Below are 20751 nucleotides of genomic sequence, written 5' to 3'. Positions count from 1 at the left end.
TAGAAAATGCCTAAAATGAAAACCCACCGCGCTTCTGCTAAGCGTTTTAAAAGAACTGCCTCTGGTGAATTAAAACGTCATCACGCTTTTACTGGTCACCGTTTCCACGGTAAGACTAAGAAACAACGTCGTCATTTGAGAAAAGCTGCATTAGTTTCACGCAGCGACTTGAAGCGCATCAAACAGATGCTCTCTCAAATGCGTTAATTATTAAGTAAAAACGATATTTAGGAGGAATTTTAGATGCCAAGAGTTAAGGGTGGAACAGTTACACGTAAACGTCGTAAGAAGGTTATGAAGCTTGCTAAGGGGTACCGTGGCGCAAAGCATATGCAATTTAAGGCTGCAAGTACACAATTATTTGTATCCTATAGATATGCATTCCGTGATCGTAGAAGACGTAAGAGCGATTTCAGAAAGTTATGGATTGCTAGAATCAATGCTGCAGCTAGACAAAATGACATTTCTTACTCTAAGCTGATGCATGGTTTGAAAGTTGCTGGTATTGACGTTAACCGTAAAATGTTAGCTGATATTGCTTATAACGATTCAGAAACTTTTGCAACATTAGCCGAAACTGCTAAGAAGGCTTTAAACTAAGCTAGAAAATGGCGCATTTGCGCCGTTTTTTTATGTAAAAAATTATTACTTGAAGGTTAATCTTTGGTATATTAAACTATGGAATGACAATGAGGGGAAAGTTAAATGTTATTTAGGCCACGATATACAATTGATACAATTTATCATCTAGATACCGATATGCTTCACCAATTAGGAATTAAAGCGGTATTTTCTGATTTAGACAATACTCTTTTAGCGTGGAATAAGTTTGAAACGGCAAATGAAATGGGAAGGCTAAACGAACGTTTAGCTGATGCTGGAATTAAATTGGTGGTTATTTCGAATAATAACGCTGAGCGGGTTGGTAAGGTGCTTAATCCTTATCAGATTGACTTTGTGGCCAAGTCAAAAAAGCCGCTACCGTTTGCAATTAAAAATAAAATACAAAAAATGTGCTTAAGTTCTAATCAAGTAATGATGGTTGGTGATCAGTTGATTACGGATATTCAAGCGGGTAATCTTGCTGGCGTAAAATCAGTGTTAGTTAAACCACTTGTTCAGACAGATAAGTGGAATACGCGCATTAACCGCTTTTTGGAAAAAATTATTTTTTTCTTTTTGGGTTTATCACACCCTGTAACTTTTAAGGAGATATTAAAACATGGATGATAAAATTATTTGTATTGGTTGTGGGGCAATATTGCAATCGACTTGTCCTGAAGAAGCCGGGTACATTCCCGCATCCAGATTGAAGAATGTTCAAGATGGTGAAGATAATGATGTTTATTGTCAGCGATGCTTTCGCTTGCGTCACTATAATGAAATTATGCCGGTAGATACCAATAATGATGACTTTTTAGCTTTGTTAAATTCAATGGCAGAAAAAAAAGCGTTAATTGTTAATGTAGTAGATTTGTTTGACTTTACTAATTCACTTTTATCATCAATAACACGTTTTATTGGTAATAATGATTTCATTTTAGTTGGGAATAAATTTGACTTATTCCCGCAAAATTTGCGTCAAAGTAAGATTAAGGATTGGATGCGTCAAGAAGCGAATCGTGTTGGTTTATTCCCTAAGAAAATATTTTTGGTTAGTGCTAAAAAGCAAAAAAATCTTGAAAAATTAATATCTTATCTTGACATAGAATCACGCAGCCAAGATGTGTATTTTGTTGGAATGACTAATGTCGGCAAGTCAACCTTGCTAAATGCAATCATTGATCAAATGGGTGATATTCAAGATTTGATTACCACCTCTCGCTTTCCAGGAACTACACTTGATAAAATTGAAATTCCACTAGAAAATGGACACTTATTGGTTGATACTCCGGGGATTATGACAGAAAATCAATTGGCAACGCATTTAAGTGCAAAAGAGTTAGCAATTATTTCACCGCAAAAACCGCTTAAACCAGCAACTTATCAATTGAAGCCAGGTAACACTCTGTTTTTGGCCGGATTAGGTCGAATTGATTTTTTGAAAGGTGAACCTGCTAGTTTTACAGTTTATGCTGCACGAGAATTATATATTCACCGAACTAAGACAGAAAAAGCTGATGAATTTTACTCAAAACATGTGGGGGAATTGCTTAGTCCGCCAAGTAATGAGGATAAACTACCAGAATTGAAAGGGAAAAAATTTCATACAAGTAGTAAGAGTGATCTCTTGTTTGGTGGCATCGGATTTGTAACAGTGCCAAATGATTGCTTAGTTAAAGTTTATACACCTAGTCAAATTGGCTTAGGTATAAGACGCGCACTGATTTAGAGGGGAAAATGATTGCTATTTCTAAGGATGAAAAAAGTCCAGTAGTTGCTGTTGAAACAGAAAAAATTGATTCAATTAAGGGTAAACAAATTGGCATTTTGGGTGGCACCTTTAATCCGGTTCATTTGGGACATCTGCTTGTTGCGCAACAAGTCGTAACTAAACTTCATTTAGATGAAATTTGGTTTATTCCAACTAATATTCCACCCTTAAAGGATGCACCGAAAGTTTCACCTGAAGATCGAGCCAATATGCTTGAATTAGCTACGCACGATAATCCACAATTTTATGTAAAGCTTTTTGAATTATTTCGCGGTGGCGTTTCATATACGGTTGATACATTGCGTCATTTACATAATATACAGCCCCAAAACCACTATTATTTAATTATAGGTAGTGATCAGGTTAATAATTTAAAAAGTTGGAAGGAGCCTACTAAGATAGCACAATTAGCTACTTTAGTTGGTGTTCAGCGACCAGGATACCCACAAAAGGCAGCTTTACCAATAATTTGGGTTGATGTGCCAAAAGTAGAAATAAGCTCAACATTAATTAGACAAACAATTGCAATGGGAGGCTCCATTAAATATTTGGTGCCAGAAGCTGTTGAAAATTATCTTTACCAAAAGAGGCTTTATAATGACTGATTTTGTTTTGAAAAATACTTATTCTTCATTATCCAGTAGTGAATTGATCAAGTTAGAAGAAAATAACATGGATCATAAGCGCTTTAAACATTGTATCGGAGTAAGTCTGACGGCACGTAAATTGGCACATCTTAACAATTATGATGAAGACAAGGCTGCTTTAGCAGGATTTATCCATGATTATGCCAAACAAGTTTCGGTTGCGGATTTTCGCAAAACAATTCAGACACAGGGCTTTGATCAAGAGCTTTTGAATTGGGGGCCGGCAATTTGGCATGGAATTGTAGGAACATATTTTATTAAACGAGATTTAAAAATTACTGATCCTGAAATTTTAACAGCCGTTAGACGCCATACTACGGGTGATACTGAAATGACAATGCTTGACAAAATCGTTTATATGGCTGATTATATTGAGCCGGGAAGAGATTTTGTGGGTGTCGACACGGCACGAAAAATCACTTTTGCTAATTTGGATGAAGGTGTTGGTTTTCAATTAGCTCACACTCTTAATTTTTTAATAGGAAATAGAAATAAGGTATATCCACGCACTTTGGCTGCATATAATGTGTGGAGTATTAAAGATAATGAGGAGAAAAATTGACTAGTAAAGATATCTTAGCTTTCGTCTTGAAAGCGATTAGTGATCGTCATGGCGAAGATACGGCTGCCTATGACATGCAAGGGTATAGCATTTTGTCTGACTATTATGTTGTGACTAGTGCTGGCTCAAATAGGCAGTTGCACGCAATTGCGAATGCGATTATTGATGAAGCTCATAAAGCCAACTTTTATAATTATAGAGTTGAAGGGACCAGTGAATCAAATTGGCTACTACTTGACTTAGGTGATGTTGTGGTTAATGTATTTACTGAAGAAGCTCGTGATTTTTATAATGTTGAAAAATTATGGGTAGATGGTAAAAAAATAGATTTAAAGGAAGATTAACTAACAATGAGTGTAGTTGGGATCATAGCAGAATATAATCCCTTTCATAGTGGTCATGAGTTTTTGATGAATGAGGCACGCAATCTTGCTGGTAGTAAAGATCCAATTATTGTCGTCATGTCAGGAAATTATGTGCAACGTGGTGAGATGGCAATTATGGATAAGTGGTCACGAGCACAAACTGCCCTTGAAAGTGGAGCAGATTTGGTGTTTGAACTCCCCTTTTCAACCTCAGTTGAACCAGCAGATTTATTTGCTCTTGGTAGTATTGATTTATTGGTTAAGATCGGCGTAAATCACTTAATTTTTGGCGTTGAAGATGCAACTCAAAATTTTGCTTATTTAGGAAGTAAAATTGCTGAAATACCTCCCAACCATATGAACTTTAATGATTATAGTCAAACATATTCTACTCAGTATAATCAAATGGTGGCTCGTGAAGTTGGTCAAGAAGTTAATGAACCTAATGCAATTTTAGCCTTGGCTTATGCCGTTGCTAATTATAATTTGGGTTCGCCATTAGTTTTACATCCAGTTAACCGAATTGGAGCCGGTCACGATGATATTTTGCAACACAATGGTATAGTTCAGAGTGCAAGTGCGATTCGAAACCTTATATTACATAACCAAGTTGACTTTAACTTAAAACAATGGATGCCACTTAAAGAAATAAATTTGCTTCGCAAACAGCAGGCATATCCAAATTGGAATCTGTTGTTTCCTTTTTTGAAGTATCGTCTTGAATCTTCTTCAATTGTAGAATTGCAAAAAATTTATCAAATGAACGAAGGGCTCGAATATAAGATGAAACATGAAATTCATTTGGCGCAAAATTTCACTGATTTCTTGCGGAGAGTTAAGTCTAAACGTTACACATATTCACGTTTGCGTAGGCTCAGTTTATATACATTATTAAATGTTACACAAGATGATATGATTGATAGTTTTAATCATGAATCGCTATTCTTACTTGGTTATAGTAAGCTAGGTAAGAAATATTTAAAGCAAATTAGAAAAGAAACATCTGCTGAAATTGTTTCTAAAATAGATCAAAAGAACACAAAATATGGGTCATTGCATTTACAAATGCGGGTTGATCGATTATATGAACAAATAACAAAGGTTGACCAAAACTTTGGTCGCCGTCCAGTGGAGGTGTAGAAATGTTATCACTGAATTTTTCACAAATTGTTAAAAGCACAGAACCTTTAATTCATCTTGAACAAAACGTGGAAATGCGGCCAGAATTTTTAAAGCGAAGTCAGAAACTACTGTACCAGATTGAGAAAGTCAAAATTATCGGTGATTTGTTTTATAGTGAACCATATGTTACTGGTGATTTTACTGTGACAGCAGATTTGATAGTTCCTTCAAGTCGAAGTCTTGCTCCAGTCGAGCTACATGAACAGTTCCATTTTTGCGAAAATTATACAGAAAAAGATGTATCTAAGGAAGAATTAGATGAAACAGAAATCCCAATTGTAAAAGTTGAAAATGATTTGATTGATTTGCAAACAGCAATTGAAGACAATATTTTGTTACATATTCCTACGACTATTCTGACCAAGCAGGAAAAAGAAAAGGAAATATATCCTCATGGAAATGGTTGGTCAGTTATTTCTGAGGAGGAGTATAATCGCAATAAAAGCAATCAAATTAATCCGGCATTTGCAAAGTTAAAGGATTTATTTAAGCAAGAAGATTGCAATGACAATAAGTAAGTGTGATCTTCAAAATGAAAAACAAGAAAAATATTAACTCGATTTTTAATCTTGTTTTAAAATCACTTTTAAAGTATGCTTTACTTATAAAATGGAGTCTAATTTAGAAATTAATAATTTTAAAAAGGATAGAGAAATGGCAAGAATTTTAATTGTTGAAGATGAAAAGAATTTGGCACGTTTTGTAGAATTAGAATTAAAACATGAAAAATATGATACTGTCGTTGAAGGTAATGGACGTAAAAGTCTAGATTTAGCATTAAAGGAAGACTTTGATGCGATTTTGCTAGATCTAATGCTTCCTGATTTAAATGGGCTTGAAATTGCTCGACGTGTTCGTCAAGTTAAGAGTACGCCAATCATTATGATGACAGCTCGTGACTCTGTAATTGACCGTGTTTCTGGCTTAGATCATGGTGCAGATGACTATATTGTTAAACCATTTGCAATTGAGGAACTATTGGCTCGTCTACGAGCAGTCTTACGTCGAGTAAAAATTGAAAAAGAAGCTTCCGATGGTACAATCGAAAAGAAGGTAGTTAAGTTTAAAGACTTAACAATTGAAACTGCTAATCGAATTGTCCGCCGTGGTGATGGCAAGACTGTTGATCTAACTAAGCGCGAATATAATTTGTTAATGACTTTAATTCAAAACAAGAATAATGTGGTTAGTCGTGATCAGTTATTGTCTAAAATTTGGGGTCCAAGTTCAAATATTGAAACAAATGTTGTCGAAGTTTATGTTCGCTACTTGCGTAATAAAATCGACATTCCTGGCCAACAATCGTATATTAAGACCGTTCGTGGTACTGGATATATGGTAAGAGACGAAGATGATGAGAAGAAATAAAGATAAACAATTTCAGGAGACCAAACATTCATCCTTAGTAGTACATTGGGTGAGTGTCGTTGCATTAACGATAATGGTCTCTTTTATTGTATTTTCAGTTGTAATATATTCGATTGTGGGACAACAATCATTGGTGCAACAGAAGGAAACATCAAGCGAAATGATGACCAAGCTTAATGCTAATCTTATGCGAATTCCAACAGAGTTGCAGATTTCTAATGTGGTTCCATCATTGACTCCTTCAACACAAAAAGTATTACAAGGCAGTCCTGCAATTAGTCAATCAGAATATGGAACCAGTGCTTTTAACGATGACTTGCTGTCTTCTTTGACCAACCCCGATTTAAATGTTGTAGTTTATAATCTTGAAAAAGAAGACGTTTTTGACAATGGTAGCAATATTCCTCAGTTCAAATCATTTAAAGGTGATCTCTTAATGGAGACTGTTTATCATAATCATCGCCGTCAATTATTGACTTATCAAAAGGTTCGGTCTATGAAGAATGGACAAGTAACAGGCTATATTGTGGTCAAAAATAAAATGTCATATTATAACGGCTTGATGAGGGATCTACTTAAATGGATGATTCGTATTTCCCTGATTGCAATTATAATCTTTACAATAATTTCTTTCATTATTGTTTTGGGGATTGTTAAGCCGATTAAAGAAATGTCTAAAGTAGCCGGAGAAGTTAATGTAGATCCAAATAGTACGGCAAGAATCAAAGATTTCCATCGCCATGATGAATTGCAAGAACTTGCAATTTCATTTAATCAAATGCTTGACAGGATGCAACGCTATATTGAGCAGCAAAAGGAATTTGTAGGCGATGTTTCACACGAATTACGAACTCCGGTTGCCGTAATTGAAGGACATTTAAATATGTTGGAACGTTGGGGAAAAGATGATCCAGAAATTTTATCTGAGTCGATTACAGCTTCATTGCAAGAAGCAAAGCGAATGCAGCATCTAATTCAAGAAATGTTAGATTTAACCCGAGCTGAACAAATTAATGTTCAGTATCCGAACGCAGTGACTAAGGTTTCAGATGTATTAAAGAGAGTCACAGGAAATTTATCTATGGTTCATCCAGACTTTTCTATAAGGCTTGATATGGATGATTTACCATTAGAAACTGAAATTCAAATTTATCAAGGACATTTGGAACAATTACTGGTCGTACTAATCGACAATGGAATTAAATATTCAACTACCCGCAAGGAACTAAATATCTCAGCCGGATTGCTCAATAATGAAGTTAATATTATTGTACAGGATTATGGTGAAGGCATTTCTGAAGCAGATCAAAGTAAAATTTTCAATCGCTTTTATCGTGTTGACAAGGCAAGAACACGAGAAAAAGGTGGCAATGGTTTAGGTTTGGCAATTGCCCAAAAGTTAGTTACTAGCTATCATGGTAAAATTAGTGTTGAATCTGTGGAGGGTCAAGGAAGCCAATTTATCATGACCTTTCCATCTTTGACAAAAGAGCAGGCGGACAATCTGCGTCAGCGCGAACAAGATAAGCAAAAGCGTGATACCTGAATAATTAAAAAAGTGTTTCTTAATAGTTATTTTAGCTATTAAGAAACACTTTTTGCTTAACAATTAATTTATCCATAATAAAAACCTCCAGCTGGGTTTTGAACCCATCTAGGAGGTTAGCTTTACTTCAAAATGAAGTCTTGCAAATTAAAATATTTTATTTATATATAGCTATTTTTAATTTTTATGATTTTTTTGCTGTTTTCCCTTATTACGTTTGCGAAGATCTTGATGTAATTGATTGACTTGCTTATTTTCTTGAGATGCTTGAGGTGCAACATTCAACAGTTCATCAATCTTTGCCTTATTAACTACTTCTTTAATTGGCTCATGCTGTAATTCTTTATCAACATTTCGTTTAACCTTGGGCATAATAATAAAGGTTACAATCAACTGTTGAATAACTGAAAAGAAGTTACCAGCTGCCCAATAAAGAGCAACGGAGCCTGAAACAGATAATGAAATAAACAATGTCATTAAGGGGTTCATCAACATCATAGACTGCATTTGCTTTTTTTGCTCTTTAGGTATACCAACTAATGAAAGATATCCCTGAATAAAAGCAAAGATTGTGGCAATAATAGTGACCACAATCGAACGACTGCTCAATGAAATACCAAAGAATGATGAGTTGGCCAAACTATGAGAATACATTACTGCCTGATAAATTCCAATCATGATTGGAAACTGAATAATCAATGGTAAGCATCCAATTCCACCAGTCAATGATAGATTGTTTTGCGAATAAAGTTGCCGTTGCCAGCCTGCCAAAGTCATTTGTTGTTCTTGAGTTAAATCTTTTCGTTTCATTGTGTCTTGAATTAACTTCATTTGAGGTTGTAAACGGGCCATTTTTTCTTGTTGTGTAGTTGATTTATTTTGTTGACTTAACATTAAAGGCAAAAGGATCATTCTAACTACGAAAGTCATCAAGATGATTGCCCAACCAGCACCATTTGCGCCACCAATAATCTTGGAGAAGTACAACATAATATTCTGCAAAGGTAATCCGATATATTGATAAATCCACCCATAAAAACCGCCGGTTGGTGGGGCACTGTTAGCACCACTGTGTTGTGAACATGCTGTAACAATTAACATGACTGCCAAGCAAAGGACAGTCAATCCGATATATTTACGATATTTTTTCATTAAATCCACCATATTAATAAACTTAGTCAATAACTAATATAATACATGAAAACTACTCATTTTGGCTACATTTGTTAATTTTTCTTTATGTATTTTTGTAATTCGTGCAAATTGTGAAATTTTTTGGGGCAGCTCAGTGCAAAACTGGTTGACGCGGTCTAAACTAGTCTGTAAAGTGATAGTAACAGTTTGATCGCTATTATTGCATACGGTACCACAAATGTTCATTTGTTTTGCTAAATTTAAGACACTCCAGCGAAAGCCCACGCCTTGAACAATTCCTGAAACAGTTAGTTGCCAGGTTTCAATTGGGGATTCAGTATTAGCTTGCTGTTTTTTATTAAAAAGACCCATAATTATTCCTTTCTATAGACTAGACTATTTTAATTTTACCATTTTACCCAGGAACTATACGCTATAATTGAAGTTTGAAAGAAGATGTTTGATTAATGGAACAAATTAGTTCGGTTAACAATAAGTTAATCAAAAACTTAGCCAAGTTGAAGCAAAAAAAATACCGTGAAGAAACTAGCTTATATATAATCGAAGGGTTTCATTTGGTTCAAGAAGCTCTGAAGGCAGGATATAAGTATGTGTATCTTTTGGGTACAGCTGAAGCTTTAACTCAGGCTAAAGACAATTATCATGTAGATTTGACCACTAGTAAAATCGTTACAATTAATAATGCAATTGCACGGCATTTATCGAGTACCAAGAATTCACAAAATATTTTTATGGTATTGAAAGTTTCCGAACCTAAAAATTTTTCGTTTAACTATGGCAAATGGGTCCTGCTTGATCAACTTTCGGATCCGGGCAATGTTGGTACAATCATTAGAACGGCTGATGCTGCCGACTTTAATGGTGTAATTTTAGCACCACAAAGTGTCGATTTATACAATCCCAAAACTCAACGAGCAATGCAAGGTAGTCAGTTTCACATTGATCTAATCACACAGGATTTACCAGACGTGATTGGAACATTTCATAGCAACGCAATTCCAGTTTATTCAAGCATGCTGGATCACTCAGCAAAGCAATTACAAAATTTTGCACCGCTTCCACAGTTGGGGCTAGTGATTGGTAATGAGGCTCATGGAGTCAGCAAAGAAATTGCACATCTTTGTGATGAACGGCTATATATTCCAATTAAGGGACAGGCTGAATCATTAAATGCTGCTGTAGCCGCTGGTATCATAATTTATCATTTTGCTTGATTAAAGAGCTTGTTTTTAGTAAGTGAATTTTTTATAATTAGAACCGTAATTATCACTTGACGATGGAGGGAAAATTTTATGTCACAAGTCACGAAAACAGAGGATCAAGCTGACTGTGGCGCTACTGATTTTGAATCATGCGAACATTTTATTAATGCTTTTCAAATTATTGGCAAAAAATGGAACGGCTTAATCATTAGCTCTCTGTGTGGCAGTAAATATCTTCGATTTAAGGATTTGGCACGTTGTGTGGTTGCTTGTTCTGATCGGGTGTTAGTTGAAAGATTGAAAGAACTCGAACAGGAAAATATTATTAAACGCTCTGTCGATGCTAATACTAAAATTATTTCTTACCGGTTAACCCGAAAAGGTGAGGAACTTAAGCCAGTTTTTAATCAAATTCATGATTGGGCAGATAAGTGGGTGTGAGAATAAAGTATTTACTTGCAAGTTTTGTAAAAAAGAATTATTCTATTAAGTAATTACAGAAAGTAAGATTAGTAGCAGAAATCATTTATGCAGAGAGACTTTTTTAGTGAGCTGAAAGAAAAGTTTGAACGGATCTGTGAATTTCACCTTACTAGTAGGATCTAATCAATTCCGGTATTCGCCGTTATCGAAAACTTAAGTGTAAGCTATTAGTGGCTTAAACTAGGGTGGTACCGCGAAGTTTCGTCCCTTTAGAGGGGGCGGAACTTTTTTGTTTGAAAGGAAAAAACAATGGATTTATTTGATAGGCTCAACAAGCTACGCGAAAAAGGCTTAGCCGAAATTGCCAAAGTTAAAAATGAACAAACGTTGAATGAAGTGCGTGTTAAACTTGTCGGTCGTAAAAGTGAATTGACCGAAATCTTACATTCGATGAAAGATGTTGATCCGGACAAGCGCCGTGATATTGGAAAACAGGTTAATAAAGTTCGTGATTTATTTAATCATAATCTAGATAATGTAAAAACAGAAATTGCAAAAGAACTTGCAGAAAAACAGCTAGAAAAAGAACGGATTGATGTTACATTGCCAGGTCGGGCAACACATGTCGGTTCAAAACATCCAATCAATATTATTTTAGATGATTTAGAAAAATATTTTATTGGAATGGGTTATCAAGTTGTTCAAGGACCTGAAATCGAAACTGACCATTATTGTTTCGAAATGATGAATCTTCCCAAAGATCACCCAGCTCGTGACATGCAAGAAACTTTTTACATTGATACAGAAGACTTGTTACGATCACAAACCTCTGGCGATCAAGCACGTGTCTTAGAAAAATTTGACTTTTCTAAAGGCCCTCTTAAGATGGTTGGTCCAGGTAAGGTTTATCGTCGTGATGATGATGATGCGACTCATTCTCATCAATTTATGCAAATGGAGGGTTTGGTTGTTGATAAAAACATTACCATGGGTGATCTTAAAGGGACACTTGAAATGATGACTAAACACGTTTTTGGTCAAGATCGCAAGACACGATTACGGCCAAGTTACTTTCCATTTACTGAACCATCGGTTGAAATGGATGTTTCCTGTTTTAATTGTGACGGTAAGGGCTGTGCAATTTGTAAATATACAGGATGGATTGAAGTTCTGGGTGCTGGTATGGTTCATCCAAATGTTTTAGAAAATGCGGGTATTGATTCAAAAATTTATGGTGGATTCGCTTTTGGTGTCGGACTGGATCGCTTTGCAATTTTAAAATATGGGATTGATGACATTCGTGACTTTTATACTAATGATGTTCGTTTCTTAGAACAATTCAGTAAGGAGGAAAGATAAATGCTAGTTTCGTATAAATGGCTACAAGATTTTCTTGAACTTAACAAGGATCCATATCAATTAGGAGAAAAAATAACTCGAACTGGAGTCGAAGTTGCCGATGTTAAGCATCCCCAAGAAGGACTTAAGAAGTTAGTCGTTGGGCACATTCTTGATTGTACACCGGTTGAAGGGACGCATTTAAATGTAACACATGTTGATGTGGGAGATGAAGAGCCGCATCAAATTGTCTGTGGTGCGCCTAATGTTGCAGCAGGAGAAGATGTAATTGTAGCCCTTCCTGGTGCTAGAATTGCCGACAATATTAAAATTAAGAAAGGTAAGTTGCGTGGCTATGAATCGAATGGGATGATTTGTGGATTACAGGAGATTGGCTTTGCTGATAGCGTTGTCCCTGAAAAATATGTTGACGGTATTTTTCTGTTTCCTACTGATGCTGATCTTCATCCGGGCCAAGAAGTGTTTGAGTTATTAGGTATGGATGATTATATTTTTGACTTTGATATTACTCCTAATCGCGCTGATACTTTGTCCATGGAAGGGGCCGCGTATGAAGTTGGTGCTATTATTGATGAACCCGTTAAAGTCGAAGACGTTGCCTTGAAAGCAGATGGTCCTGATTGGACTGATCAGCTTAAAGTTCAGGTCGATAGTAAATTAGCACCTAAGTTTTATCTCCGCAAAATCAAAAATGTCAAAATTGGTGATAGTCCTTTGTGGATGCAGGCGCGTCTTTGGAATGCTGGAATCAGACCAATTAACAATGTTGTTGATGTTACAAATTATGTCATGCTTTTGACTGGTCAACCACTGCATACTTATGATGCAAGAGCATTTGAAAGTGGTCAGTTGGTTGTTAGAAAAGCCACTGCGGGTGAAAAACTAACTTTATTAAATGACCATGAAGTTGACCTTGATCCTAATGATATTGTAATTACAAATGGTGATCAGCCTGTAATGATGGCTGGAGTGATGGGCGGACTCAATTCAGAAATCAAAGAGGATACTACTGACGTCATTTTGGAAGCAGCTATTTTTGACCCAACTTTAGTCAGAAAAGCTGCTTTACGTCATGCCAATCGCACAGAGGCTTCAAGTCGTTATGAAAAAGGAGTCAATTATGATGCTACAATGCGTGCTTTGAATATGGCTGCGTTATTGTTGCGTAATGATGCGGATGGAACGATTGCAGAGGGTATAATTACCGGAAGTGATAAGAAGCAAGAATCTGTCACTGTTAGAACTACTGTTTCTTATATCAATAAAGTATTGGGAACCGAAATTTCGTCATCTGAAATGCTAAACATTTATAAGCGCTTGAATTTTAATGTTGAAGTGGCTGGTAAAGATTTAGTAGTTGATATTCCTGCGAGACGATGGGATATTTCAATTCCAGCTGATTTAGTTGAAGAAGTTGGTCGCTTATACGGATATGACAATATTAAATCTACCCAACCAGTTTTACCGGAAACCCGTGGTGGTTATTCTCAAACTGAGGATGTAATTCGGCGAATTAAGAGTGTGGTCCAGGGACAGGGCTTAATTGAAGCAATTTCGTATTCTTTGACCTCAAGTGAAAAAGCTGTCACTTATACTAAAACACCACAGCCACTAGTAAAAGTTCAAATGCCTCTTAATTCTAGTCGTTCTACTTTAAGGCAAAATCTTTTAACAGGATTAATTGATGCTGCTGCTTATAATATGGCACGAAAACAAAATCAATTAACTCTCTACGAACAAGGGCGAGTTTATGATTTTGCTGGTGATACGTATAATGAACATGAACATCTTGCTGCACTTTATTCGGGTAATGTTTATTGGGACAATTGGCAACATGAAAATGAGCAGATTGACTTTTATTTTGTCAAAGGTCAATTAGCCAATTTGCTACTTGCTATTGGAATTGATTTAAATCAAGTGGAATACAAAGCTGAAACTATTTCTGGCATGCATCCGACTAGAACTGCTGGAATTTATATAAAAGGGCATTATGTCGGTTTAATTGGAATGATTAGTCATGAAATCACAAATGTTAATAAAGCGATGAATGGTAATGAGATTTATGGCTATGAACTTAATCTAGATGAAATAATACCATTAATTATTAATCCGAAAACAATTTCAAAAGCTGCTCCTAAATTCCCTGCCGTTGATCGTGATTTATCTGTTTTAATCGATCAAGAAGTGACTAATCAAGAAATTGAGGACCTTATAAAAGCTAATAGTGGCAAGTATTTAATTAAATTGCGGGTAATTGATACTTATCAAGGATCACATATTGCACAAGGCAAAAAGAGTATTGCTTATCGATTAACTTTTCTTAACAGGAAAGACACGTTAACCGATGAGGTTGTTACTAAAGCAATGACAGCCATAACTGATTGCTTACAAGATAAACTTAAGGCTGAAATACGTTAGGTGCTTGACTTTAAGCTGGAAAATAAATATTATAGATCAGTGCAAATAGAAAATTTTAACTTTAAGGAGTAGAAAATTTTATGCCTGAGAAATCATATCCAATGACTGCTGAAGGTAAAGAAAAGCTTGAAGCAGAATTAAAAAATTTGAAATTAGTAAAGCGACCAGAAGTAATCGAACGTATTAAGGTTGCTCGTTCTTATGGTGATTTATCTGAAAATTCTGAATATGACGCCGCTAAGGATGAGCAAAGTCATCTTGAAGACAGAATCAGTGTTGTTGAAGAAATGTTAAAATATGCTGATGTTGTTGAAGCGGATAAAACTGATCCCGATGAAGTAGCGGTAGGTAAGACTGTAACTTATACTGAAGTTGGTGAAGATGAACCGGAAACTTATACAATTGTCGGAAGTGATGAGTCTGATCCATTAAGTGGTAAGATTTCAAATGACTCACCAATTGCTCAAGCCATTTTAGGTAAGAAGAAGGGTGAGACGGTTACAATTTCAACACCTGGTGGTAAGTTTGATATAGTTATCAATAAAGTTGAAGAATAGCGCAGATTAGTTTGATTTGCATAACCATAAAAAGACTAGAATAGTTATCAAGACTTTTGCAGAAGGTACTGATAAAAACTAATTCTAGTCTTTTGTTTGTTATTATTTGAATTGGAATTGTTAGTTAATGGCTAGTGAAGTAGCGATAATCTTTGCTCTTATCAAAGACCACTCCGCGTGCATTTTCACCGTTAGAAATAGAAAACTGAACGTCTGGATACTTAGCCCAGACCTTTTCTTCTAAGAAATTGCGCAACATCTGATTATTGGCTAAGACCGACCCAGTTAGTGCTACTTTCATTGGCTTGGGTTCTTCATAACGATCAATTCCAATTATGATATCACGCGCCAATAACTCTGCCTGCTTTTTAATAATGGAGGTGGCGTTCTTATCACCATTATCTGCAAGTTTAGCTACACTAACTGCCATCGAAGCAATCTGCGGATTGCTCATTTTATAAAACTTAGCGGTTGCATCGACTAAATTATCTACTTTGAAAAGCTGGTTGAATAATGGAATTAATTGGTTTTTCTGACGTTTATCCCAGCTAAGTAGGGCACTTTTAAAGGCTGAAATAGTAATTGCGTAACCTGATCCTTCATCACCAAGGATTGAGCCGTATCCACCAGTAGTAATGATGCTACCTTTTTGTAAGCCATTAAAAACTGAACCAGTCCCAGCAATAACTAACCCACCATCTTCTCCTTCTAAGCCATTATAGAGGGCCAAGAGTGAGTCGGTTATAGCTCTGGTAGGCAAATTATTTGACTTTGCCGAAATTTCTCCTGCGATTTCAGAAGCATTGCCAATTACAGATAATCCAGCAATACCACATAAAATTCTTTGACAGTCACCATTAATTTGATTAATTAGTTGGTTAATTGCCGTGGTAATATTATTGATCGCGCTGTTATAATCGGTATTAACTTGACCTGGGCCGGCTTCAGATCTCGCCAATTCTTTGCCAGTTAGATCATAGGCAATTGCGGTAGTGTGAGTGCCACCGGCATCGACGCCGATTTGATACTTAAGTGTCATAATATATCTTCTTTCTTTTAAAGTTACTAATGATATTCTAAAACAAAACAAAGTTTTATAGAAGATCTTTGTAAGCGGTTTTTAAGCAGTGTTGAATTAGTAGGGATTAGGAAATTGCTTTTTGAAAAGTTGTTAAAATTTTGTCAAAAGCTAGTGAAGCAATAGAATTGCAGATTATTATTTGTTAAAATAGCACTAGTTTAGTGAGGTTTGATTTACGTGAAATTGACTAAAAAAAATCAAGGAACTAGGGATGCAGGTAAGCAATCCTCTACACCCATCAGAATGAAAATTATATTGGGAATTATTTTTGTTCTTTTTGCAACATTGATCGCCCAATTGGCATATTTACAAATTGGTTATGGTTCACGCTTTAAAGCTGAGGTTCAAAAGTCAAGTTCCGCAGTTGTTTCCAGCCAAGTTCCTAGGGGAGTTATGTATGACAACAAAGGTCGAATTTTAGTTGGCAATAGAGCCCAAAATGCTATTACTTATACTAGGAGTGCTGCAACAACACCAGATGATATTTATCGAATTTCGAATGCATTAAGTCAATATATTCGAATTAACGATGAACAGCCGACTAAGCAACAGGTGGCCGATTATTATTTGGGTAATAAAACTAATAGTGCTAAAGAAGAGTCTAAAGTACCTAAATCAATTAGAGATACCCAAGATGATAAATTAATTAATCAACGAATTAATGAGCAAGTCTTATCTGAAAAGATTAACTTAACTTCTCGTCAAAAAACGGCTGCACTAATTTATAATAAGATATCTGGTGCGTATAGTTTATCAACGATATATCTTAAAAACAATGGTTTAACTGATAAGGAAATAGCTCAAGTTGGTGAACATTTATCTGAACTTCCGGGAGTCGGTATAGGAACGGATTGGCAACGCTATTACCCGAATGGGTCATCTATTCAAAGTATTATTGGTTCCGTTTCAACTGAGAAAGCTGGGTTACCAGGAGATAATTTACAATATTATCTCACGAATGGATACTCTCGCAATGACCGAGTAGGTACCTCATATTTAGAAGAAGAATATGAGCCGCTGTTAAAGGGGAGCAAGTCAACTAGCATGGTTTCTACTAAATCTGCGGGTGATATTGAACAAACAAAGTCAATTTATGCTGGTCAAGCAGGTTCTAGTTTGATATTAACACTTGATGCCCAATATCAAAAGCAAGTACAAAAATCGTTAGAGCAAATATATTCTTCGGCACTTGCAGCCGGTGCTGCCAGATATTCTAATGGTGCTTATGCAGTTGCAATGGATCCACAGACAGGCGCATTACTAGCAGTTGCTGGTATTAGTCGTGATCCTAGTAAAAATAAGATGACCAACAATGCATTAGGTGTAATCAACCAGTCATTTGTAATGGGGTCTGCTGTAAAAGGGGCAATGGTTAGTGGCGGTTTAATTAATAAAGTAATCACGCCGTACAGTAACACCTTGCCTGATACACCGGTTTATTTACCCGGAACACCGATTAAAAAATCGGTATATCCTGTTGGAACCTTTGGCGCATTAGACGCTGAAACGGCATTAGAAGTCTCTAGTAATATCTATATGATGCATCTAGCGATGAACTGGGTTCATGCAAAATATGTTCCGAAGGAATATATAAGTATGCCACAAACTTCGTTTGATACGCTGCGTCATAATTTCAATATGTTTGGTTTAGGTCAAAAGACAGGAGTTGATTTACCTGGTGAAGTTGCCGGTATTCAAGGTCGCTCATTTAATGAGCAAGGTCAAATTCTTTCAGGTTCAGTTCTCGATTTAGCATATGGTAACTATGATGCCTATACGCCGATTCAAATGGTGCAGTATGTTGCCACCATTGCTAATGGTGGATATAGGATGCAACCATATATTGTGCAATCAATTGGACGAACTGCTAACAATGGCAAAAAGGTTCATATAGACTATAATAAAAAACCAAATGTACAGTTAAGAATTCCATGGACATCAGATGAACTGAATATTGTTCGCCAAGGTTTTTGGCGGGTAGTTCATGGGACTAATTCATGGGGCACTGCTCATCGACTTAAAGATGTAAAGCCTGCAATCTCTGGCAAGTCTGGGACTGCTCAAACATTCTATTATGATCCTGATCATCCAAATCAAAAGAATCCGCCAGAACTTGTTAATGCAACATTTGTTGGCTATGCACCATCAGATAATGCCAAAATTGCGACGGCTGTAATTTTCCCTGGTCTTGATCCCGAATTGGAAGGTTCGTATACTTTACAAATGACCAAAGCAATGGTTCAAGATTACTTTAAATTACATAAAAAATAGAAATTTGTTAATAAGTCTGGTAAAATCTATAAGAAGATGATAGACTAATACAGTCAAAATAAAATAGTAGGTGGTGAAAGAAATGGCAGATAACATCATTTTGGAATGCACCGAATGTGGCGATAGAAGTTACTTATCTAAGAAAAACAAGCGTAAGCATCCGGAACGTTTAAGTTTGAAGAAGTATTGTCCAGTTGAAAGACATACTACTCTTCATCGTGAAACTAAGTAATAAACTGATATAGCAGGGCCTATGCTCCTGCTATTTTTGTATGATGGAAGAATCATGAATAAGAACGAATTACGACAAAAACAAGTAACACGACTAGATCATTTTGCAGAGACTGAAGAAAAGGCAGCAGAAGATCATGTTTTACTTCAAAAAATTATGGATTCAGAATTGTTAGCAACAAGTCAGAGTATAGGGATTACTTCTTCTTTACCTTACGAAGTCGATACTTCTCGATTAATTGCTCAGTTGTGGGATCAGGGCAAGGATGTGTATCTAGCAAAAGCACATAACAATCCTGAGCATTCACAAGACTTTATTTCTTATACTTACATGACAAAAATAACTAAGTCCAAGTATGGTGTTGAAGAAGTCTTGGATCCCAACGCTACAATTAATAATGAACTTGATTTAATCATAGTTCCTGGTCTAGCCTTTACGCTTGATACGCATCAACGCTTAGGCTTTGGCGGTGGATATTATGACCGTTTTCTTGCTAAGCATCCCCAAGCTAAAACAGTTGCCTTAGTTAATTCAAAAATGATCTTTGAAACGGCAACGTGGCAGATTGAGCCAACAGATATTCCGATTCAAACAATAATTACGTCGCAATCAAATTTGCAAGATTAATGAGGTTAAAATGAATCAAGTACGTACTCTTAAAAGCTGTTATATGACAGTGGCAATTTTAGTGATCCTCTTTGTAACTTTCTTAGTTGAAACTGCACTGGGTGGTTCGCAAAGCACATATGTTTTACTAAAAATGGGTGCGCTGAATAATTATGCAGCTGTGGCCGGAGCACAGTGGTGGCGGTTATTTACTGCCCAGTTTTTGCATATCGGTATTATGCATTTGGTATCTAATGCGGTAATGATCTATTATTTAGGACTATATCTGGAAGAAATTATTGGTCATTGGCGGTTTTTAATTCTTTATTTGTTATCTGGAGTTGGCGGCAACTTGTTAAGTCTAGCCTTAGGTAGTGACAGATCAATTAGTGCGGGTGCTTCAACAGCATTATTTGGCTTATTTGGTGCAATGACTGCTGTTTCACTTCAAAATAGGGATAATCCTATTCTTGTTTATCTGGGTCGTCAATCGTTTTGGCTTGCTTTGATTAATATTGGAATTGACTTATTTGCACCAAATATTGATATCCAAGGACATATAGGTGGGTTAATTGCTGGTTTTCTAATTGCAATTATTATTGGAAGTCGAGCAAGACACCAATATTCGTTTAAGTGGCGGGTTATTGCAGGTTGCTGTTTGGTAGTTTATGTTGTAGCAACAATCAGAATTGGTATGGTAATAAATCTATAATGAAGACTTTATACGATGTCCAACAACTATTAGAAAAATATGGTATCATGGTCCATCTTGGAAAACGCATTTGGGATATAGAATTAATGGCACTTGAGCTTGATAATATTAATCGTTCTCACTTAATTAGTAAACATGACTATTTAATTGCAAAGTTGATTTTGCGGCGAGAGCATGAATATGAAGAAAAATTAGCTAAAGATAAGCATGGTTCGTAAAACAATTTAGTAGTATATTATTTTTAGAAGTTTATTTAGAAAGAGAAAGAATTTATGTCAACTTTTTTAATTATTGTAGACACTGTCTTAGTCGTCATAATTCTTGCATTTGTTTTAGTTTGGTTGTGGAATAAAATTCAAACCAAACGTTTAGGTAATGGCGATCTGAGCAATGAAGAATTTAAACAGGGAATGCGTAAGGCCCAAATAGTTGATTTACGTGAAAAAGAGCCTTTTAAAAGAAAGCATATAGATGGTGCGCGCAATTTGCCATATACAATGATGAAATATCAGTACACTGAATTAAGAACCGATCTACCGGTTTATTTGTATTCCGATTCTTTATCAGTAACTTTGCGAGCAGCAAGATTTTTGCAAAAAAAGCACTTTTCATCAATTAAGTGGCTCAAAAGTGGTTTTGACGAGTGGGATGGTCGAACCAAGACATCTAAATATTAATCAGAAAAACATGT

At 35.9% G+C, this 20751-nt stretch carries 25 protein-coding genes and 1 other annotated feature; of the genes, 22 read left to right on the top strand and 3 right to left on the bottom strand.

Annotated elements, in window-relative coordinates:
- Positions 1 to 6 precede the first annotated feature (6 nt).
- The 11 genes from rpmI (at position 7) to F5ESL0246_RS05490 (ending at position 8044) form a co-directional block, all read left to right on the top strand.
- Positions 7 to 207, top strand: coding sequence for a 50S ribosomal protein L35 (gene rpmI / locus F5ESL0246_RS05540; RefSeq protein WP_122018520.1), 201 nt, complete (start codon positions 7 to 9; stop codon positions 205 to 207).
- 36 nt (positions 208 to 243) lie between these two features.
- Complete coding sequence (gene rplT, locus F5ESL0246_RS05535) at positions 244 to 600, top strand: 50S ribosomal protein L20 (protein ID WP_122018519.1); 357 nt, start codon at positions 244 to 246, stop codon at positions 598 to 600.
- A gap of 105 nt (positions 601 to 705) precedes the next feature.
- Positions 706 to 1230: a YqeG family HAD IIIA-type phosphatase gene (locus tag F5ESL0246_RS05530; RefSeq protein WP_122018518.1), complete on the top strand. Its 525-nt coding sequence runs from the start codon at positions 706 to 708 to the stop codon at positions 1228 to 1230.
- Entirely contained in the window at positions 1223 to 2332 is a 1110-nt protein-coding gene (gene yqeH, locus F5ESL0246_RS05525; RefSeq protein ID WP_122018517.1) for a ribosome biogenesis GTPase YqeH, read from the top strand. Before F5ESL0246_RS05530 ends, yqeH begins: the two co-directional genes overlap by 8 nt.
- Before the next feature lie 8 nt (positions 2333 to 2340).
- Positions 2341 to 2979: a nicotinate-nucleotide adenylyltransferase gene (locus F5ESL0246_RS05520; RefSeq protein ID WP_122018516.1), complete on the top strand. Its 639-nt coding sequence runs from the start codon at positions 2341 to 2343 to the stop codon at positions 2977 to 2979.
- Positions 2972 to 3583 (top strand): bis(5'-nucleosyl)-tetraphosphatase (symmetrical) YqeK, encoded by a 612-nt coding sequence (gene yqeK / locus F5ESL0246_RS05515; RefSeq protein ID WP_122018515.1) that lies wholly within the window; start codon positions 2972 to 2974, stop codon positions 3581 to 3583. Before F5ESL0246_RS05520 ends, yqeK begins: the two co-directional genes overlap by 8 nt.
- A complete protein-coding gene (gene rsfS / locus F5ESL0246_RS05510) occupies positions 3580 to 3927 on the top strand; it encodes a ribosome silencing factor (RefSeq protein WP_122018514.1) in 348 nt (115 codons plus the stop codon). The genes yqeK and rsfS overlap by 4 nt, the downstream gene beginning before the upstream one ends.
- Positions 3928 to 3933: 6 nt before the next feature.
- A complete protein-coding gene (locus tag F5ESL0246_RS05505) occupies positions 3934 to 5088 on the top strand; it encodes a nucleotidyltransferase (RefSeq protein WP_122018513.1) in 1155 nt (384 codons plus the stop codon).
- A gap of 2 nt (positions 5089 to 5090) precedes the next feature.
- Positions 5091 to 5648, top strand: a complete 558-nt coding sequence (locus tag F5ESL0246_RS05500; RefSeq protein ID WP_122018512.1) for a DUF177 domain-containing protein — start codon at positions 5091 to 5093, stop codon at positions 5646 to 5648.
- 136 nt (positions 5649 to 5784) lie between these two features.
- Entirely contained in the window at positions 5785 to 6498 is a 714-nt protein-coding gene (locus tag F5ESL0246_RS05495) for a response regulator transcription factor (RefSeq protein WP_122018511.1), read from the top strand.
- Entirely contained in the window at positions 6485 to 8044 is a 1560-nt protein-coding gene (locus F5ESL0246_RS05490; RefSeq protein WP_122018510.1) for a HAMP domain-containing histidine kinase, read from the top strand. The genes F5ESL0246_RS05495 and F5ESL0246_RS05490 overlap by 14 nt, the downstream gene beginning before the upstream one ends.
- A gap of 177 nt (positions 8045 to 8221) precedes the next feature.
- Here F5ESL0246_RS05490 and yidC read toward each other — a convergent pair whose 3' ends face one another.
- Positions 8222 to 9196 (bottom strand): membrane protein insertase YidC, encoded by a 975-nt coding sequence (gene yidC / locus F5ESL0246_RS05485; RefSeq protein ID WP_122018509.1) that lies wholly within the window; start codon positions 9194 to 9196, stop codon positions 8222 to 8224.
- A gap of 33 nt (positions 9197 to 9229) precedes the next feature.
- Positions 9230 to 9505, bottom strand: a complete 276-nt coding sequence (locus tag F5ESL0246_RS05480; RefSeq protein ID WP_122018577.1) for an acylphosphatase — start codon at positions 9503 to 9505, stop codon at positions 9230 to 9232.
- Between the two features lie 140 nt (positions 9506 to 9645).
- Between F5ESL0246_RS05480 and F5ESL0246_RS05475 the strand changes: the two genes are divergently transcribed.
- The 5 genes from F5ESL0246_RS05475 (at position 9646) to greA (ending at position 15158) form a co-directional block, all read left to right on the top strand.
- Positions 9646 to 10413 carry an RNA methyltransferase gene (locus tag F5ESL0246_RS05475; protein ID WP_122018508.1) on the top strand — a complete coding sequence of 256 codons (768 nt, stop codon included), beginning with the start codon at positions 9646 to 9648 and terminating at the stop codon, positions 10411 to 10413.
- A 78-nt stretch (positions 10414 to 10491) separates the two neighbouring features.
- The gene (locus tag F5ESL0246_RS05470; protein WP_122018507.1) at positions 10492 to 10842 is read left to right on the top strand and encodes a helix-turn-helix domain-containing protein; all 351 of its coding nucleotides are present in this window, start codon (positions 10492 to 10494) and stop codon (positions 10840 to 10842) included.
- Between the two features lie 49 nt (positions 10843 to 10891).
- Positions 10892 to 11096, top strand: a binding site (T-box leader).
- 37 nt (positions 11097 to 11133) lie between these two features.
- Positions 11134 to 12183 (top strand): phenylalanine--tRNA ligase subunit alpha, encoded by a 1050-nt coding sequence (gene pheS, locus F5ESL0246_RS05465; protein WP_122018506.1) that lies wholly within the window; start codon positions 11134 to 11136, stop codon positions 12181 to 12183.
- On the top strand, positions 12184 to 14601 hold the full coding sequence (pheT, locus tag F5ESL0246_RS05460; protein WP_122018505.1) for a phenylalanine--tRNA ligase subunit beta: 2418 nt from the start codon (positions 12184 to 12186) through the stop codon (positions 14599 to 14601). It abuts the gene before it with no gap.
- A gap of 80 nt (positions 14602 to 14681) precedes the next feature.
- Entirely contained in the window at positions 14682 to 15158 is a 477-nt protein-coding gene (greA, locus tag F5ESL0246_RS05455) for a transcription elongation factor GreA (RefSeq protein WP_122018504.1), read from the top strand.
- Positions 15159 to 15282: 124 nt separating this feature from the next.
- On the opposite strand, the gene F5ESL0246_RS05450 is transcribed toward greA, so the two are convergent.
- A complete protein-coding gene (locus tag F5ESL0246_RS05450) occupies positions 15283 to 16197 on the bottom strand; it encodes an N-acetylglucosamine kinase (RefSeq protein ID WP_122018503.1) in 915 nt (304 codons plus the stop codon).
- A gap of 219 nt (positions 16198 to 16416) precedes the next feature.
- Here F5ESL0246_RS05450 and F5ESL0246_RS05445 point away from each other — a divergent pair, with 219 nt between their 5' ends.
- The 6 genes from F5ESL0246_RS05445 to F5ESL0246_RS05420 all read left to right on the top strand — a co-directional run bounded on the left by F5ESL0246_RS05445 (position 16417) and on the right by F5ESL0246_RS05420 (position 20737).
- Positions 16417 to 18510, top strand: a complete 2094-nt coding sequence (locus tag F5ESL0246_RS05445) for a penicillin-binding protein 2 (RefSeq protein ID WP_122018502.1) — start codon at positions 16417 to 16419, stop codon at positions 18508 to 18510.
- Positions 18511 to 18592: 82 nt separating this feature from the next.
- A complete protein-coding gene (rpmG, locus tag F5ESL0246_RS05440; RefSeq protein WP_081945351.1) occupies positions 18593 to 18742 on the top strand; it encodes a 50S ribosomal protein L33 in 150 nt (49 codons plus the stop codon).
- Positions 18743 to 18796: 54 nt separating this feature from the next.
- Positions 18797 to 19369, top strand: coding sequence for a 5-formyltetrahydrofolate cyclo-ligase (locus F5ESL0246_RS05435; RefSeq protein ID WP_122018501.1), 573 nt, complete (start codon positions 18797 to 18799; stop codon positions 19367 to 19369).
- A gap of 10 nt (positions 19370 to 19379) precedes the next feature.
- Entirely contained in the window at positions 19380 to 20060 is a 681-nt protein-coding gene (locus F5ESL0246_RS05430; RefSeq protein ID WP_122018500.1) for a rhomboid family intramembrane serine protease, read from the top strand.
- Positions 20060 to 20278 carry a YqgQ family protein gene (locus F5ESL0246_RS05425; protein WP_122018499.1) on the top strand — a complete coding sequence of 73 codons (219 nt, stop codon included), beginning with the start codon at positions 20060 to 20062 and terminating at the stop codon, positions 20276 to 20278. Before F5ESL0246_RS05430 ends, F5ESL0246_RS05425 begins: the two co-directional genes overlap by 1 nt.
- Before the next feature lie 54 nt (positions 20279 to 20332).
- A complete protein-coding gene (locus tag F5ESL0246_RS05420) occupies positions 20333 to 20737 on the top strand; it encodes a rhodanese-like domain-containing protein (protein WP_122018498.1) in 405 nt (134 codons plus the stop codon).
- The last annotated feature ends 14 nt before the right edge of the window (positions 20738 to 20751 follow it).

It is taken from the genome of Lactobacillus sp. ESL0246, from assembly GCF_003692965.1.
Classification (GTDB): Bacteria; Bacillota; Bacilli; order Lactobacillales; family Lactobacillaceae; genus Lactobacillus.
The sequence above is the reverse complement of the archived record's forward strand: the minus strand, read 5'-3'. Positions and strand labels throughout refer to the sequence as shown.

Excerpts from the sequence above, each read along its gene's own strand:
- F5ESL0246_RS05490 (WP_122018510.1), top strand. The coding sequence starts at position 6,485 with ATGAGAAGAAATAAAGATAAACAATTTCAGGAGACCAAACATTCATCC.
- yidC (WP_122018509.1), bottom strand. The coding sequence starts at position 9,196 with ATGAAAAAATATCGTAAATATATCGGATTGACTGTCCTTTGCTTGGCA.
- rplT (WP_122018519.1), top strand. The coding sequence starts at position 244 with ATGCCAAGAGTTAAGGGTGGAACAGTTACACGTAAACGTCGTAAGAAG.
- F5ESL0246_RS05530 (WP_122018518.1), top strand. The coding sequence starts at position 706 with ATGTTATTTAGGCCACGATATACAATTGATACAATTTATCATCTAGAT.
- F5ESL0246_RS05470 (WP_122018507.1), top strand. The coding sequence starts at position 10,492 with ATGTCACAAGTCACGAAAACAGAGGATCAAGCTGACTGTGGCGCTACT.
- F5ESL0246_RS05505 (WP_122018513.1), top strand. The coding sequence starts at position 3,934 with ATGAGTGTAGTTGGGATCATAGCAGAATATAATCCCTTTCATAGTGGT.
- rpmG (WP_081945351.1), top strand. The coding sequence starts at position 18,593 with ATGGCAGATAACATCATTTTGGAATGCACCGAATGTGGCGATAGAAGT.
- rpmI (WP_122018520.1), top strand. The coding sequence starts at position 7 with ATGCCTAAAATGAAAACCCACCGCGCTTCTGCTAAGCGTTTTAAAAGA.
- yqeH (WP_122018517.1), top strand. The coding sequence starts at position 1,223 with ATGGATGATAAAATTATTTGTATTGGTTGTGGGGCAATATTGCAATCG.
- pheT (WP_122018505.1), top strand. The coding sequence starts at position 12,184 with ATGCTAGTTTCGTATAAATGGCTACAAGATTTTCTTGAACTTAACAAG.
- F5ESL0246_RS05420 (WP_122018498.1), top strand. The coding sequence starts at position 20,333 with ATGTCAACTTTTTTAATTATTGTAGACACTGTCTTAGTCGTCATAATT.
- F5ESL0246_RS05425 (WP_122018499.1), top strand. The coding sequence starts at position 20,060 with ATGAAGACTTTATACGATGTCCAACAACTATTAGAAAAATATGGTATC.
- yqeK (WP_122018515.1), top strand. The coding sequence starts at position 2,972 with ATGACTGATTTTGTTTTGAAAAATACTTATTCTTCATTATCCAGTAGT.
- F5ESL0246_RS05450 (WP_122018503.1), bottom strand. The coding sequence starts at position 16,197 with ATGACACTTAAGTATCAAATCGGCGTCGATGCCGGTGGCACTCACACT.
- F5ESL0246_RS05500 (WP_122018512.1), top strand. The coding sequence starts at position 5,091 with ATGTTATCACTGAATTTTTCACAAATTGTTAAAAGCACAGAACCTTTA.
- F5ESL0246_RS05435 (WP_122018501.1), top strand. The coding sequence starts at position 18,797 with ATGAATAAGAACGAATTACGACAAAAACAAGTAACACGACTAGATCAT.
- F5ESL0246_RS05495 (WP_122018511.1), top strand. The coding sequence starts at position 5,785 with ATGGCAAGAATTTTAATTGTTGAAGATGAAAAGAATTTGGCACGTTTT.
- F5ESL0246_RS05520 (WP_122018516.1), top strand. The coding sequence starts at position 2,341 with ATGATTGCTATTTCTAAGGATGAAAAAAGTCCAGTAGTTGCTGTTGAA.
- F5ESL0246_RS05430 (WP_122018500.1), top strand. The coding sequence starts at position 19,380 with ATGAATCAAGTACGTACTCTTAAAAGCTGTTATATGACAGTGGCAATT.
- greA (WP_122018504.1), top strand. The coding sequence starts at position 14,682 with ATGCCTGAGAAATCATATCCAATGACTGCTGAAGGTAAAGAAAAGCTT.
- pheS (WP_122018506.1), top strand. The coding sequence starts at position 11,134 with ATGGATTTATTTGATAGGCTCAACAAGCTACGCGAAAAAGGCTTAGCC.
- F5ESL0246_RS05475 (WP_122018508.1), top strand. The coding sequence starts at position 9,646 with ATGGAACAAATTAGTTCGGTTAACAATAAGTTAATCAAAAACTTAGCC.